General features: G+C 68.4%; 12 protein-coding genes. 9 read left to right on the top strand and 3 right to left on the bottom strand.

Annotated features, from left to right (window positions below; all coding sequences use genetic code 11):
* Positions 1 to 20 precede the first annotated feature (20 nt).
* The 3 genes from OHA70_RS05570 to OHA70_RS05560 all read left to right on the top strand — a co-directional run bounded on the left by OHA70_RS05570 (position 21) and on the right by OHA70_RS05560 (position 3,277).
* Positions 21 to 1,226 carry an MFS transporter gene (locus OHA70_RS05570; RefSeq protein ID WP_328329255.1) on the top strand — a complete coding sequence of 402 codons (1,206 nt, stop codon included), beginning with the start codon at positions 21 to 23 and terminating at the stop codon, positions 1,224 to 1,226.
* A gap of 149 nt (positions 1,227 to 1,375) precedes the next feature.
* Positions 1,376 to 2,353 carry a hypothetical protein gene (locus OHA70_RS05565; RefSeq protein ID WP_328329253.1) on the top strand — a complete coding sequence of 326 codons (978 nt, stop codon included), beginning with the start codon at positions 1,376 to 1,378 and terminating at the stop codon, positions 2,351 to 2,353.
* A gap of 33 nt (positions 2,354 to 2,386) precedes the next feature.
* Complete coding sequence (locus tag OHA70_RS05560) at positions 2,387 to 3,277, top strand: hypothetical protein (protein WP_328329251.1); 891 nt, start codon at positions 2,387 to 2,389, stop codon at positions 3,275 to 3,277.
* A 174-nt stretch (positions 3,278 to 3,451) separates the two neighbouring features.
* Here the strand turns inward: OHA70_RS05560 and OHA70_RS05555 are convergent, their stop codons facing one another.
* Both OHA70_RS05555 and coaA read right to left on the bottom strand, forming a co-directional pair.
* Complete coding sequence (locus tag OHA70_RS05555) at positions 3,452 to 3,847, bottom strand: hypothetical protein (RefSeq protein WP_328329249.1); 396 nt, start codon at positions 3,845 to 3,847, stop codon at positions 3,452 to 3,454.
* Positions 3,848 to 4,348: 501 nt separating this feature from the next.
* Complete coding sequence (coaA, locus tag OHA70_RS05550; protein WP_328329247.1) at positions 4,349 to 5,302, bottom strand: type I pantothenate kinase; 954 nt, start codon at positions 5,300 to 5,302, stop codon at positions 4,349 to 4,351.
* A 93-nt stretch (positions 5,303 to 5,395) separates the two neighbouring features.
* Between coaA and OHA70_RS05545 the strand changes: the two genes are divergently transcribed.
* Genes OHA70_RS05545 through OHA70_RS05535 form a run of 3 tightly spaced genes read left to right on the top strand, consistent with a single transcriptional unit; the run spans position 5,396 to position 10,166 of the window.
* On the top strand, positions 5,396 to 5,746 hold the full coding sequence (locus tag OHA70_RS05545; protein WP_328329245.1) for a holo-ACP synthase: 351 nt from the start codon (positions 5,396 to 5,398) through the stop codon (positions 5,744 to 5,746).
* Position 5,747: 1 nt separating this feature from the next.
* The gene (locus tag OHA70_RS05540; RefSeq protein ID WP_328329243.1) at positions 5,748 to 7,163 is read left to right on the top strand and encodes an NAD(P)H-hydrate dehydratase; all 1,416 of its coding nucleotides are present in this window, start codon (positions 5,748 to 5,750) and stop codon (positions 7,161 to 7,163) included.
* 54 nt (positions 7,164 to 7,217) lie between these two features.
* Positions 7,218 to 10,166, top strand: a complete 2,949-nt coding sequence (locus OHA70_RS05535) for a sugar-binding protein (RefSeq protein ID WP_328329241.1) — start codon at positions 7,218 to 7,220, stop codon at positions 10,164 to 10,166.
* Between the two features lie 18 nt (positions 10,167 to 10,184).
* On the opposite strand, the gene OHA70_RS05530 is transcribed toward OHA70_RS05535, so the two are convergent.
* A complete protein-coding gene (locus OHA70_RS05530) occupies positions 10,185 to 11,003 on the bottom strand; it encodes an META domain-containing protein (RefSeq protein ID WP_328329239.1) in 819 nt (272 codons plus the stop codon).
* A 156-nt stretch (positions 11,004 to 11,159) separates the two neighbouring features.
* Between OHA70_RS05530 and OHA70_RS05525 the strand changes: the two genes are divergently transcribed.
* The 3 genes from OHA70_RS05525 to alr all read left to right on the top strand — a co-directional run bounded on the left by OHA70_RS05525 (position 11,160) and on the right by alr (position 15,577).
* Complete coding sequence (locus OHA70_RS05525; RefSeq protein ID WP_328329237.1) at positions 11,160 to 13,610, top strand: lamin tail domain-containing protein; 2,451 nt, start codon at positions 11,160 to 11,162, stop codon at positions 13,608 to 13,610.
* A 153-nt stretch (positions 13,611 to 13,763) separates the two neighbouring features.
* Positions 13,764 to 14,411, top strand: a complete 648-nt coding sequence (locus OHA70_RS05520) for an HAD family hydrolase (protein WP_328329235.1) — start codon at positions 13,764 to 13,766, stop codon at positions 14,409 to 14,411.
* A gap of 17 nt (positions 14,412 to 14,428) precedes the next feature.
* Complete coding sequence (alr, locus tag OHA70_RS05515; protein ID WP_328329233.1) at positions 14,429 to 15,577, top strand: alanine racemase; 1,149 nt, start codon at positions 14,429 to 14,431, stop codon at positions 15,575 to 15,577.
* The last annotated feature ends 3 nt before the right edge of the window (positions 15,578 to 15,580 follow it).

Genomic DNA, 15,580 nt, shown 5'->3' with positions numbered 1-15,580 from the left:
TCCGCTCCTACGGTGAATCCATGACCACTTGCGAGCTCCCCACCACCGAACCGCTACCGCCGACGAAGCCGGCGATCGTCGGCGCAGCGACGGGATCGCTGGTGACGCCGGCCTTCGCGCGCCTGCTGGTGATGGTGTTCGGGTCGGGGCTGAGCATGTACCTGCTGACCTCGGTGGTGCCGCTCTACCTGGCAGCGAGCGGGGCCGGCGGAATCGGTGCAGGCCTGTCGACCGGGGCGATGATGCTGGCGGCCGTGGCTGTGGAGCTGCTGGTACCGCGGATGCTGAGGCGCTTCGGGTACCGCGGAACGCTCGCGCTGGGGCTCGTGCTGCTGGGGGCGCCATCGCTCGCCCTGGTCTTCACCTCGTCGCTCCCGCTGGTGCTGGCCGTCTGCGTGGTTCGCGGCGCCGGGCTGGCGATCATGGTCGTCGGTGCGGTCGCACTAGTCGCGGACGTGGCCCCGGCTCACCGGCGAGGCGAGGCGCTGGGGGTCTACGGCGTCGTCGTCGGGCTGCCCGCGGTGATCGGGCTGCCGTTGGGGGTCTACCTCACCAACGTGATCGGGTACGACGCGTTGTTCGTACTCGCCGCGGTGGCGTCGCTGGCGGGGCTGGCGGGGCTGGCGATGGTGCCGGGCGTGGCGGGACGTAGTACCGGCGGAGAAGAGCAGCATGTGAAGGTGCTGGGCGGGTTGCGGGGGAGCGGGCTGTTGATGCCGACATTCGTGTTCGCCGCCGTGACTGTTGCCGCAGGCATCAGTGTGACCTTCCTGCCGCTGGCATCGGGCAACCACCTCGTGGTCGCGATCGCCTTGCTGATCCAGGCGATCGCCGCCCCCGGCGCCCGCTGGCTTGCCGGCCGGATCGGCGACCGCGTCGGCCCGGTCAAGCTGTTGCTGCCGGCAATCACCTTCGCCGCGCTAGGCGCTGGCTTGCTCGTCTTCGTCGGCAACCCCGCGGCTGTCATCACCGGCGCGGCGCTGTTCGGGACCGGCTTCGGCGCCGCCCAGAACCTCACCTTGGCGATCATGTACGACCGCTCACCCAAGACCCGCTACGGCCAGGTGAGCGCCTTGTGGAACCTCGCCTACGACGGCGGCTGGGGCGTCGGCGCCATCGTCTTCGGGTTCGTGGTGTCAGGTACGGGCTATCCGCTGGCCTTCGCGCTCACCGCCGTACTGGTGGCTGCCGCCGTCCTGCCGACTCTGCGTGGCTACTCCAGGTAACGGCCCGGTTGCGGCCGCCGCGCGAACCGGCCGCAATCCATTGCACGAAGATGCAACAGTCGCGCGTGTCGGGCGGTGGCGAGGTTACCGTCGGTTCGATCTCGGGGGTGTCCGGGACAGATCTGCTTTTCCTGGAGAGGAAGACCTCAATGAAGCTGCAGCGCCTCGCAGTCGCCGTGGCCGGCGCCGGAATGCTCGCCGCCACCGCCGCCTCCGGACCGGCTCTCGCCACCACTCAGAACGACCCGACGCCGTCGTGGGCCCAGCGGGCCGCCAACGCCAAGCAGTCGGCGGAGAACTCGAAGAAGTCGGTAGCCGCCGAGGCCGAATGCGTCCAGTCGCTGGTCTTCCCCGAGGCCACCAACGTCACGGGAACGGTCGACGTCACCCCGGCCAAGCCGCCGCGGGTGACGAACTTCGAGCCGTTCAACCTGGCGGCGCGCTATACGGCGACCTGGTACGCGGCGGCCAACGCCTCAGGGACGCAGTACTTCGCCTATGGCGTGTTCCTGCAAGGCGACAACCTGTACCGGCACACGACCGTCCTCCCCGCCACCCAGGCCGAGAACCCGCGGACCACCACGGTCAAGATCGGTTCCGGCTGGGGCAGCTTCAAGGCCATCGCGACGTCGAACTACAACGCCGCGAAGCCCGCGCACTCGTACCTGTACGGCCTGAACACCAACGGCAAGCTGTACCGGTACGCCAAGAACGGCGCCGTCTACACCTACAAGGCGCTCGGCAACTTCGGCGGCTTCGCGTCGTTCAAGACGCTCGCCGTGATCAGCGAGACGGCGACCTACGACACCCTGCTGATGACCACCAAGGCCGGCGCGCTCTACACGATCCGGATCCCGATCACGGCCTCCGCGAAACCCGTCGTCAAGGTCGTCCGCGCCTCCGGCTGGTCGGCGTACGAGTCCCTGGCAGTCCAGGCCTGCGGCAACCGCGGCGGCACCCTAGTCATCGGCGTAGACCACGACACCAACACCGGCTTCCAGTACGCCTTCGCCCACGCCACCGGCAAGTCAACCGTGATCACCTCCTACGGCAAGGTCCCCGCAGTACTGGACGGCCTCAACCACGCCCCCTTCACCTGGTACCAAGACAACCTCACCGGCGAATGACGCCGGACACTTTGTCCTGAGGGGGACTCGTTGATGAAGTTGCAGCGCCTTGCAGTCGCGTTGGCTGGTACCGGTCTGTTTGCTGCCACCGCGGTTTCGGGTACGGCAGTTGCGGCGGCGGCGGGCGATCCCTGTCTCAGCACGGTCGGCTGGGTGACCGCGGCAGGCACGGTGGGCGTGGTGGATGTCGTAGCGGCCAAGCCGCCGAAGAGCAAGCCGCTCCTAGACTTCAAGTTCTTCGGGGCCAAGGCGTCTGGTAGCTGGTACCTGGCGCAGAACGCGTCGGCTACGCAGTTGTACTACTACGGCGTCTTCGTTCAGGCCGGCAACCTGTACCGGCACACGACCTACATCAACGAGGACACCGGCGTCGTGACGCCGAAAATCTCGAAGGTCGGTGGTGGCTGGGGGAGCTTCAAGACCCTCGCGACCTCGAACTACAGCATCACCGCGCCCCGGCACTCGTTCATCTACGGACTGAACGCCAACGGCAAGCTCTACCGGTACTCGCAGGTCGGTACCGCGGTGAAGTCGCTCGGCAACTTCGCCGGCTTCGCGTCGTTCAAGGCACTGACCGTGGTCAGCGAGACCCCGGCGTACGACACGCTCCTGATGACGACGACCGCCGGTGCGCTCTACACCGTGCACATCCCGGTTGCCGCCAGCACCAAGCCGGTGCTCAAGCAGGTCCGGAAGACGGGCTTCGCGGCGTACGAGGCACTGACCGCTCACGGCTGCGGCGTCCGCGGCGGCTCGCTGATCGTCGGCATCGACCACGACACCGACTCGGCGTACCAGTACGCCTTCAGCAAGTTCAACGGCGCGGCCACCGCGTCGACGGCGTACGGGAAGATCCCGGCCGTCTTCAACGGCGTCACCACCGCACCGTTCACCACGCACTACGACCAACTGGTCGGCGAGTAACTCCAGAAACACCTGTAACAGCTGGGCCGGAGCTTCCACAGCTCCGGCCCAGCTGTGCGTCGGTGCGACCGCCGGAGTAGCCGGGCAGTTCGCCCAACGGATTGTGTGGAGTTGCCGGCTGAGGCGTCTGCGGCGACTCCGCTGAAGCTAAGCAGCAACTCGGGAGGCGGGCGGTCACCGTGCTTCCGGGCCAGGTCGGTCCGATGAGGTCAGCTGGTCGATTACCGCCAGCACAACTGTGAGGTCGGTTGCTCCTTGGCCCCAATCCCACAAGGTGGTTGGGAGCTTCGGCCGGCAGGCGGCCCGGACCTGCGTCTGGCCGGCATCCAGAGGGCTGAAGGTGAGCGTGATCCGCAGTCCGAACGTCCGGCCGCTCATCCCCCGCTTGAACTCCGCACCGGTCGCGGACAAGCTCACCAGGCGCGGCTGGTCGAGCATCTGGGACAGGTCCTCAACCACATGGACCATCTCGTCGACCGACACGGGCACGACCAACGTTCCGGTGCTCCGCGCTGCCCGCGTCGAGATGTTGTAGGGATCGTCATCGGTACGGGGCTCGGCAGACTCCATGAGATCTCCGTACCCAACCCAGCAACCAGCCAAAACGGTTGTAGATCAACCACATGGCGTGCGGGAGGACAGGAAGTACTGCTGATTCTTGGCAGGCGCCACGCTCAGCCGGTCGGCTGTGGACGGTCGATCAGCGACTACTTCCTGTCCTCCCGCACACATCAACCGATGCCCGCGCCACAGGCGGAGCGCTGAGGACCGACCTGCTTGCAGGCCCACCACGGTCCGTGGAGTGCACACGCTGATCACTCCAGTGGTCGCATCGCGCGACGGAGGAGCGCCAACCTGGGGTGGGCGGGAGCGGGCGAAGCTGCCTGCGACGTAGGAGCGGGCAAGCGAGGCCGCGTGGGGCGGCTCCACCGCGGTTGCCGGGTACATGCGCTGGCAACTCCAGTGGTCGCAATCACGCGACGCAGGAGCGTTGACCACGGGTGGGCGGGAGCGCCCAGAGTGAGAGCGACGGAGGAGCGAGCACGGCGGGCGCGTGGGGGATTCAGTACCTCAGAGTTTGCGGAGGCGGACCCAGCGGACTGCGTGGTCGGCACCCTTCCGGAGTACCAACGTTGCTCGCGACCGGGTCGGCAGGATGTTTTCGCGGAGGTTGGGCCCGTTGATGCCGTCCCACAGCGACTCGGCCTTGGCGATCGCCTCGGCGCGGCTGAGTTCGCCGTACCGGACGAAGTACGACTCGGGGTTGCGGAAGGCCGTCTCCCACAGCTTCAGGAACCGATGGACGTACCAGGACCGGATGTCGTCCGCGGCAGCGTCGACGTACACGGAGAAGTCGAAGAAGTCGCTGACCGCGAGACCGCTCTTGCCGTCCGCATGCCGGGGCGCGGGCTGGAGGACGTTGAGGCCTTCCAGCAGCAGGATGTCGGGCTGCTCGACGGTGGTGCGGACGCCTTGCATCCGGTCGTAGTGCAGGTGGGAGTAGACCGGCGCCTCGACGTTGTCCATGCCGGACTTCACCTCGACGACGAAGCGCAGCAGCGACTTGCGGTCGTACGACTCGGGGAAGCCCTTGCGCAGCATCAGGCCGCGGCGCTCGAGCTCAGAGTTCGGCCAGAGGAAGCCATCGGTGGTGACGAGCGCGACGCGGGGGTGCTCGGGCCAGCGGGCGAGCAGTTCGCGGAGCAGCCGGGCGGTGGTGGACTTGCCGACGGCAACGGAGCCGCCGATGCCGATCACGAACGGCGTCCGGGTGGCGGCCGGTTTGCCGAGGAACGCCTCGGTGTCGGTATGCAGCGCCCGGGCGTGCCGTACGTAGAGTGACAGGATCCGGGACAGCGGCAGGTAGACCTCGCGGACCTCGTCGATGTCGATCTCGTCACCGAGACCGCGCAGCCGCTCGACCTCCTCGACCGTCAGCGGCGACTCGGTCGTCTCGGCCAGCTGGGACCAGGCGGTGCGGTCCAGCTCGGTGTACGGGGTCACCTCCCGCGACGGCTGCAGCATGGGGCCCATTCTTCCCACACCTGGCGGGGATACGCTGACCGGCATGTGCGGCAACGAGACTGTGGGTGTGGCAGTTGTCACACCAGGGACGCCATGATCGTCGGCGTGGGCATCGATGTGGTCGACGTCGAGCGGTTCATGAAAACGCTCGAACGGACCCCGATGTTGCGTGATCGCGTCTTCACCGAGGCGGAGGCGAAGAAGCCGCCGGCCTCGCTCGCGGCCCGGTTCGCGGCCAAGGAGGCGCTCGCCAAGGCGCTCGGCGCGCCGGCCGGGATGCAGTGGCACGACGCCGAGGTCTGGACCGACGAGACCGGCCGGCCGTGGCTGGAGATCACCGGTACGGTCGCCGAGCAGGCCGCGCGGCTCGGCGTACAGAGTCTGCATCTGTCGCTGAGCCATGACGCCGGCATCGCGTCGGCGGTCGTTGTCCTGGAGGGCTGAGATGCGCCGCGCCCACACTGTCGACCAGGTCCGCGCCGCCGAGGCCGAGCTGATGGCGAAGCTCCCCGACGGCACGCTGATGCAGCGCGCCGCGACGGGGCTTGCCGTTGCCATCAGCAACTTCATCGGGTTCACCTACGGCGCCCGCATCGTCCTCCTGATCGGCAGCGGCGACAACGGCGGAGACGCCCTGTACGCCGGTACGCACCTCGCCCGTCGAGGCGCAAAAGTCAGCGCAGTACTCCTGTCGGACAAGTACCACCGCGAGGGGCTGGCCGCGCTGCTCGCAGCCGGCGGCCGGGTGGCGGATGGGGGCGAAGCGGCGGCTCGGGCGATTGCCGTGGCTGACGTGGTTGTCGATGGCATCGTCGGGATCGGTGGCAGACCGGGGCTCAAACCCGAAGCGCTGGCGGCGGTGAAGGTCGCCGAGGAGCACCAAGTCCCGATCATCGCCGTCGACATGCCGTCGGGCGTCGACGTCGACACCGGCGAGATTCCCGAAGAGCACGTCAAAGCAGCACTCACCGTCACCTTCGGCACCCACAAGATCTGCCACCTGATCGACCCCGCCGCCACCGCTTGCGGCCCGGTCCACCTCGTCGAGATCGGCCTCGACCTGCCACCCGCAGCGGTCGAATCCCTCCAGGACCCGGACGTCCGAGCCCTGTACCCGACCCCGACCGCCGAATCCGACAAGTACTCGCGCGGCGTTCTCGGCCTGATGGCGGGCTCCACCCAGTACCCGGGCGCCGCGGTCATCGCCACCTCCGGCGCCCTCGCAGGCCCGATCGGCATGCTCCGATACGTCGGCCCCGACACCGTCGCCGCGGCAGTACGCGCCCAACACCCGGAAGTGGTGGCCGGCGAAGGCCGGGTCCAAGCCTGGGCGATTGGCTCCGGCCTAGGCGACGAACTCGACATCGACAAGATCCGCGAACTCCTCGACGCCGAGGAACCCGTCCTGCTCGACGCAGACGGACTGAAGGCGCTCGACGACTCAGGCGACCGTACGAACGTCCTCATCACCCCGCACGCCGGCGAACTGGCTCGCCTGCTCGGCGTCGAGCGCCACCAGGTCGAGGCCGAGCGCCTCAAGCACGCCCGCCAGGCCGCCGAACGGTTCGATGTGACGGTCCTGCTCAAGGGCTCGACCACCGTGATGGTTGCCCCCGATGGGCAGACGAGGGTCAACACCAACGCCGGCGCCTGGCTCGCCACCGCGGGCGCGGGCGACGTACTGGCAGGTCTCACCGGCGCCCTCCTCGCCGGAGGGCTCAGCCCCCTCGATGCCGCTGCCGCAGGCGCCTATCTGCACGCCGCTGCCGCCAACCTCGCATCCAACGGTGGTCCGGTCACGGCGATGCAAGTTGCTGCCAACGTTGCAGACGCGACTCGCCAGGTCTTGCTTGAAGAGTAAATAGCCAGGTAGGACGAGAAGTGCCAGTGCCTCCACCGCCCGAGGAGATCGCACATGAAGCGCACGCTCGCCCTGCTCGCCGCCGTCCTGCTCCTCACCACCGGAGCCCAAACTCAGGCACAAGCGCAGGACACCACCAAAGCCACCTACGTCGCCGACAAGGCGACCAAGATCGACGTGATGGGGGAGTGGGCCCATCCCGATGACGACACGAGCATCATCGGTCCGTGCGGCGTCTGGCATCAGCGCTACGGCACCAAGTGCGGGATCATCATGGTCACCCGCGGCGAGGGCGGCGGGAACTCCGCAGGCAACGAGCTCGGCCCCGACCTCGGCCTGCGCCGCGAGAACGAGGACCGCGTCGCGCACTACCGCTCCGGCACGGTCGACATCTTCAACCTCGACCGGGTCGACTTCTTCTACAACCAGAGCGCCCCGCTGACCCAGTATTTCTGGGACGAGCAGGAGACCCTGCGCCGCGTCACCCGGGTGATCCGGACGACACAGCCGGAGATCTACATCGGCTTCACCCCGACCCTGCAAGCCGGCCACGGCAACCACCAGCAGGCGGGCCGGCTGATCTGGGAAGGCGTCCTCGCGGCGGCCGACCCCACCAAGTTCCCTGAGCAGCTCAAAGGCCCGAACGCCCTGAGCACCTGGCAGGTCAAGAAGGTCTTCTCGGGCGGCAGTACCGCGGGCACCGGCGGAACCACCACGGCCGCCAACTGCACCACCGGCTTCGTCCCCACCGGCCTGGACCCGGTCGCGGGCGTCTGGACCGGCTACGACTCCCCGTACAAATGGCCGGCCGGCAATCTCCAAGGCCAGCCCGCCGGTACGCCGAAAAGCTGGCAGCAGGTAGCCGACGAGGGCCGCGCGGCGTACCCCACCCAGAGTCGCGTGATGTACAAGGGCACCTCCGTCCCGGCCTGCCCCCGCTTCGGGATGACGCAGTCGTTCGTACCGTTCCAGCCGAACAGCAGTCCCGCGGCCGGTCAGGACGACGCCATCCTCTTCGGCGCGACCAAACAGGATCCGGGCGGTCTGCCCAAGGGCACGCTCGAGTACCTGACGTTCTCCCGATTCCTCAACGTGGCCGGCGACCCCTTCCAGGCGACCCTCCATCTCAAAGGCTCGCTACCCAAGGGCCAAGCGGCACTGACGGTCCCAACGGGCTGGACAGTCAGCGCGCCGCAGCAAACCGGCAAGATCCACGGCAGCAAGGACCTGACCTTCACCGTCACTCCCAGCACCACGGCGACGGTCAACCAGAACTTCAAGATCTCCGCCCTCTTCACCAGCGGCGCGAAGACCGGCTACACCGACAACGTCGTCCGGATCGTGCCGCCGGTCGAAGGCCGCTTCCAGCGCTGGGGGAACTGGCAGGAGTACGACCAATGGCTGGCCCAGACCGCTCCCCAGGCCACCAGACTCGGGAGGTCGGCGGCGGTCCAGTCGATGCCGGTCGGCAGCACGATCGCGCTGCCGGTCGTCGTCCACAACTGGTCGAGCCAGCCCCAGAGCGGCTCGGTCGCGCTGACTCTGCCGGCGAACTTCACCGCCGACGCGACGACCAAGTCCTACACAGCGCTCGCAGCCGGCGCGGAGACCACGGTGACCTTCCAGCTCACCAACACCGACACGACCTTGCCCGCAACGCAGAACGTACAGATTCCGATCGTCACCGACTCGAGCAGCGAGACGCTGACGCTGTCGCTCGTCCCCAAGACAGCCATCCCGCAGGCTGCGACCGCACCGGTTGTCGACGGCACCGCATCGCCTGGTGAGTACGCCGGGCCGACCCTCGACATCGGCCGGGTCTGGCAGGGCGCCTGCTCGGACGCCAACGACTGCGGCGCCGGCAGTACCGCGCAGGTCACCTGGTCCGACGACGCGCTCTACTTCTTCGTTCACGTCCGCGACGAGTACCAGTCCTACGCGGTGACCCCGCAGGAGTGCGTCGGCCACTGGCAGGCCGACTCGGTGGAGATCCTGCTCGACCCCCGCGGCAACGCGTCCCAGGTGCTCAAGGACACCGCCAACACCTTCAAACTGGGCATCTTCCCGTTCACCAACGACCCCAGCAACGCCAACGGCCCGTGCTGGGAGCGCGACGCCGACAACCATCAGGGCTACTCGTCCGGCCCGCTCAGCATCGGCAACGCGCCCGGCGTCCAGGTCGCGACGACGGCCAAGTGGGTCGGCAGCAACGAGACGACCACCCCGCACGCGTACGCCGGTGGCGGGTACGACGTCGAGGTCAAGATCCCGCTAGCCGCCCTCCCGGCCGCCGTCGACCCGGCCAGACTCGGGCTCAACGTCACGCCGTACGACAACGACGACACCTCAGCAGCCGGTACGACGACCCTGCGGCACATCGACATGAGCACCCGCACCGGCTGGTCAGCACTCGGCTCGGTCCAGTCCGACCCATACCGCTGGGGTCAGGCGACCCTGACCGGCTACACCCCGCCAGCCGATCGCCCGACGACCCCGGCGCCGCCCAACGTGTCCAACCCCAACCTCGACGGGGCACTGTCGCCGCAGACGATCGCCCAGTCGGCGCGTACCGGCGTACCGATCTCCGGCCGTGTCCCGACCGACAACCTCAAGCTCCTGTACGCCGAACTCGGCCGCAACTCGGTGGACGTCTACACGTTCGCCAAGTCCCCAGGGACGGCAAGGCTGTTCCTGTGGACAGGACTGATCGGCGCGATCCCCGTCTACACAACGAGCTGCTCACCGGCCGCCGACCCAGCGCCCGACTACGGCCTGACGCCGTGCGCTGTCACCGACGGCGGCTATCCGCCCTGGTCGCCAGACATGAGCGGCCATGTGGTGAAGCAGACCAGCCAGCAGTTGACGAGTGGCGTGAAGCACCTGTCCATCCCGTTGACCGGAGCGCAAAGAGCGAAGCTGGCCTCGGATGGGCGGCTGCTCGTCTCCTTCGAGACAGCGCAGAACCAGGTGCAGGCCTTCGACGTACGCCTTAACCGGCGATGAAGGCGTTCGACGTACGGCTCAGCCGGCGATGAGATCGAGGCCCTTGCCGCCTGCGGTGCGAAGCTGCAGGCGGTCGGCCTCGATCTTGTAGGTCAGGTCCCCGTGCAGCGCGGCGATGACGCTTTGCTCGAGCTTGGCCACGTCACCGGTACAGCCCACCAGAGTGACGGCGAGCTCCCCGATGGTGAGCTTGCCGGCGCTCCGGGCGACCGGACCCTCGAAGTCGTTGCAGCCGGTCGAGCCGGTGATGCGCTCACCGCTGATCGTCAGGTGAGCCTTCTCCGCTCCCACCATGTGCCACTCGGTATCGCCGTCGACGACCGTTTCGAGCTTCCAAGTGGTCCCGTCGAGCGTCTTGTCGGGTTGGACGACCTTGCGATCCTGCAGCACCACAGTGGTGGCGCCGCGGGTGAGGGTGAGCGTGTCGGCGTCGAGCTTCCAGGTGGGCCGGTCCTTCAGCAGTTTCTCGACCCAGTACTGCTGGTCCTGCCGAGGCGCGTCGCAGCCCATCTCGGTGCCGCCCAGCACCTCTACCTTCAGCACCCCGCCGGCGGTCGAGACCGCGCCGCCGAGCTGGTTGCAGCCGGTCTCCGCATGCACGTTCCCGTCCGCGAACCGCAACCCGATCCGGGTCTTCGGCGCCAGCTCCTTCGGCTTCCCGTCCTCCGTCACCGAGACGGACAAGAAGGTCCGCCCGTCGAGCGACCCACCGCCGCCGGGCGCGGCGCTGGTCGACCCACTTCCGGTCGGCCCGGCGCCCGATCCGCCGGTGGACGGCTCGCTCCCACAGCCGGTCAGCATCATCACCGTGGCCGCCGCCGCAACTACTATCCGCATCCTCACATTCTAAAGACGCCGCGGCGGGCCCAGGCGTTGCAGGTGAACAGCTCGGATGCCTCGAGCAAACAGTCGCCAACGCTGGTTTCGGGGCTGGGTTCGTAGCACCATGCTCCTCGGTGGAATCACATTCGATCTAGGTGGGGGAACATTCAAGTGGCACATTCCAGAGCGCGCTGGCGCATCGTGGCGGCGGCGTTGCCGCTGGCCGTCATCACGGCGATGGTGGGGCTTCCCGGCACCGCGAACGCCCTGTCGGCCGACGTGGTCATCTCCGGTGTGTACGGCGGTGGGGGTAACTCCGGAGCGGTCTTCAAGAACGACTACATCGAGCTGGCGAACCTGAGCGACAGCCCGGTCAGCGTCGCGGGCTGGAGCGTCCAGTACGCGTCCGCCGCCGGCACCGTCTTCCAGATGACCGCGCTGAGCGGCAGCATCCCGGCCCACGGCAAGTACCTGGTCCAAGAGGCCGCGGGGCAGGGCGGCACGGTCTCGCTGCCGACGCCGGACGCGATCGGCGCGATCCCGATGTCGGGCACCTCCGGCGTCGTCGCCCTTAACACCAGCCAGATTCCGATGGTCGGCTGCGGCATCACCTGCTCGACCGCGCCGAACGTCAAGGACCTGGTCGGCTACGGCAACACGGCGAACGTCGAGACGCTCGCCGCCCCGGGCCTCAGCAACACGGTCGCCGACGCCCGTACCGGCGCGATGATCGACACCGACAACAACTCGGTCGACTTCAGCGCCGGCGTACCGAAGGTGACCAATACCGCCGGTACCACCGTCAGCGCGAGCGACCCGGGCGATCCTGGTGACCCGACTCCCGGCACCACCCGGATCCACGACATCCAGGGCTCCGGCCGGATCTCGGCGATCGTCGGCACGACCGTCACCAACGTCCCCGGCATCGTCACCGCGACCCGTACGACGGGCTCCGCGCGCGGCTTCTGGTTCCAGGACCCGAACGTCGACGCCGACCCGCTGACCAGCGAAGGCGTCTTCGTCTTCATGGGCAGCACCACCCCGTCGGTCGCGGCCGGTGACTCCGTCCTGGTCTCCGGCCGGGTCACCGAGTTCCGCCCGGCCACCGGCGCCCAGGCGCTGACCGAGATCGGCGGCACGGTCAACACGATCAAGCTGTCCAGCGCCAACCCGCTGCCGGCCGCGATCCCGGTTGCCTTCCCCGACGCCTACACCAAGACCGGCAGCCTCGAGGCCCAGCCGCTGGAGCCGAACAGCTACGTGCTCGACTGGCTGGAGACGCACGAGGGCATGCGGATCACCCTTGACCAGAGCACCCGCCTGGTCAGCCCGGTCAACACCGAGTTCGGTGAGCTCTGGGTGACGCTGAAGCCGGGTCAGAACCCGACCCCGCGCGGCGGCACGATCTACAAGTCGTACGACGACCAGAACAGCGGCCGCCTGATGGTCGCCTCGCTGGTCCCGGCCCCGGCCGCGAACGTCGGCTCGACCCTGGCCGCCGGTACCACCGGCCCGCTCGACTACCAGTCGTTCGGCGGGTACGCGCTGATGGCGACCCAGCTCGGCACGATCACCGACGGCGGCCTGAAGAAGCAGATGGTGCAGCCGCCGAAGAAGGCCGGCGACCTGTCCGTCGCGACCTACAACGTCGAGAACCTGGCCGCCACCAACCCGGACTCCAAGTTCGCGAAGCTGGCCCAGGCGGTCGTCAGCAACCTCGGCTCGCCGGACATCCTCGCGCTGGAGGAGATCCAGGACAACAACGGCGCCACCGACAACGGTGTGGTCGCGGCCGACCAGACCGTGGCCAAGTTCATCGCCGCCGTCCAGGCGGCCGGCGGACCGGCGTACGACTGGCGCTCGATCAACCCGAACAACGACACCGACGGCGGCGAGCCGGGCGGCAACATCCGCCAGGTGTTCCTGTTCAACCCGGCCCGTACCACCTTCGTCGACCGTCCGGGCGGCGACGCGAACACCGCCGTCTCGGTGGTCCGCGCGCGTCCGACCAGCAACCAGGTCTCGCTGTCGGTCTCGCCGGGCCGGATCGACCCGACCAGCAACGCGTGGGCGTCCAGCCGCAAGCCGCTCGTCGGTGAGTTCCTGTACGACGGCAACAAGCAGCTGTTCGTGGTGGCCAACCACTTCAACTCCAAGGGTGGCGACTACCCGCTGTCGGCCGCGGTCCAGCCGCCGGTGCGCAGCAGCGAGGTACAGCGGCAGAACCAGGCCGCCGAGGTGAACCAGTTCATCCAGGACCTCAACACCAAGTCGGCCGGGCGCGCCCGGGCGATCGTGCTGGGCGACCTGAACGACTACCAGTTCAGCCCGGCTGTCGCGACCCTGACCGGCAACGGGACGGCGCTGAAGACGCTGATCGACACGCTGCCCGTCGACCAGCGGTACAGCTACATCTTCGACGGCAACTCGCAGGTGCTCGACCACATCGCCGTCAGCCCCGCGATCAAGGGCTACTCGTACGGTGTCGTGCACATCAACGCGGAGTTCTCCGACCAGGCCAGCGACCACGATCCGCAGATCGTCCGCATCCTGACCGGCTGCGACGTCGACCCGCTGCCGACCCGCTGCCTCCCCGGCAGCCCGGTGGTAGACGTCCCGTAGCGCCCGACCTCGTCACCCATCTCGGGGGTTAACCCCCGAGATGGTGGGTTGCCACCCGTGGTTTCGGGGTGGCAACCCACCAGGTGAGGGGATAACCCCCGAAACGCCACGGTGGGGACGGTAGGCAGTGGATGGGTGCGTAGGGTTCGACGGGTGAGCGGACCTGGATTGGTGATCTTCGACAACGACGGCGTGCTGGTGGACTCGGAGCGGCTGGCGAACGGCATCCTGGCCGAGCTACTGACCGAGGCGGGCCTGCCCTACACCTTCGAGGAGACCGTCCGCGACTTCATGGGCGGCAGCATGGCGTCGATGCGGACCAAGGCCGAGGCCAAGCTCGGCGGCCCGTTGCCGGCTGATCTCGAGGACAGGTACCACGAACGGCTCTTCGCCGGATTCGCCCACCTGCAGCCGGTGCCCGGTGTCCGGGAGGTGCTGGATCAGCTCGATGCCGAGGGCATCACCTACTGCCTGGCGTCGTCGGGTACCCACCGGCGGATCCACACGGCGCTGACCACGGTCGGCTTCTGGGACCGGTTCGAGGGCCGGATCTTCAGCTCGGAGGACGTCTCGCACGGCAAGCCGGCGCCTGACCTCTTCCTGCACGCGGCCGCCACGATGGGCGTCAAACCGGCCGACTGCGTGGTCGTCGAGGACAGCCCGCTCGGCGTCGCCGCGGCCAACTCGGCCGGCATGAAGGTCTTCGGCTTCACGGCCATGACCGACCCGGCCAAACTGACCACCGCCACGCAGGTTTTCAACAACATGGCCGACCTCCCGAGGCTTATCCACGAAGCCTGAGGGACACTGGTAGGGCTATGTCAGAGCTTGAAGCCCCCTCGAAGGTTCGTGCTGAAGCGGTCGTGGACCTCGGCGCGATCCGCCACAACGTGGCCACGCTGCGTGCGCGCGTGGGTGCCGCGCAGCTGATGACGGTGGTGAAGGCCGACGCTTACGGGCACGGGATGATCCCGGTCGCCCGGGCGGCGCGAGAGGCCGGCGCGGACTGGATCGGCGCCGCGGTACTGGACGAAGCGCTCGAATTGCGCGCGGCCGGGGACACCGGGCCGATCTTCTGCTGGCTGACCACGCCGGGGGAGCCGCTCGAGCAGGCCATTGCCGCGGGCATCGACCTGTCGGCGTCCGCGCCGTGGGAGATCGACGAGCTGGCTGCTGGTGTCGACGAGCGGCCTGCCCGGGTGCACCTGAAGATCGACACCGGTATGAGCCGCGGCGGAGCGGTACCGGAGGAGTGGCCGGCCCTGATCCGCGCCGCGCTGGCCGAGGTGAAGACCGGGCGGATCGAGATCGCCGGGATCTGGTCGCATCTGGCGTCGTCGGACGAGCCGAAGAGCCCGATCAACGAGGCCCAGCTGGCGACGTTCCTGGGCGCCGTCGAGGTCGCGGAATCGTTCGGGGTCGACCCGGGGCTGCGGCACATCGCGAACTCTGGTGGCACGCTGGCGCTGCCGGAGATGCATCTCGACCTGGTGCGGCCTGGCATCGCGACGTACGGGCTGTCTCCGTTCGGGCATGCGCTGCCGTCGGAGGAGCTGGGGCTGCGGCCCGCGATGACGCTGCGGGCACGGTTCGCGATGGTGAAACGGGTGCCGGCCGGCGCGGGCGTTTCGTACGGGCTGACGTGGACAGCGCCGCGGCCGTCGACGCTCGGACTGATCCCGCTCGGGTACGGTGACGGGCTGCCGCGGCACGCGTCGAACGGTGCGCCGGTTCAGGTGGCCGGCGCGCGTCGTACCATCGTCGGCCGGATCTGCATGGATCAGTGCGTGGTGAATCTCCAGGACGACCAGGTGGTCGCGGGTGACGAGGTCGTGCTTTTCGGCCCGGGTACCAATGGGGAGCCGACTGCGGACGACTGGGCGGATGCGGCAGGGACCATCAACTACGAGATCGTGACCCGGCTGGGAGCTCGCATCCCCCGCCGGTACGTCGACAGCGGGAGGTGACCG

This window comes from Kribbella sp. NBC_00382, from assembly GCF_036067295.1.
Taxonomy (GTDB): domain Bacteria; phylum Actinomycetota; class Actinomycetes; order Propionibacteriales; family Kribbellaceae; genus Kribbella.
The sequence above is the reverse complement of the archived record's forward strand: the minus strand, read 5'-3'. Positions and strand labels throughout refer to the sequence as shown.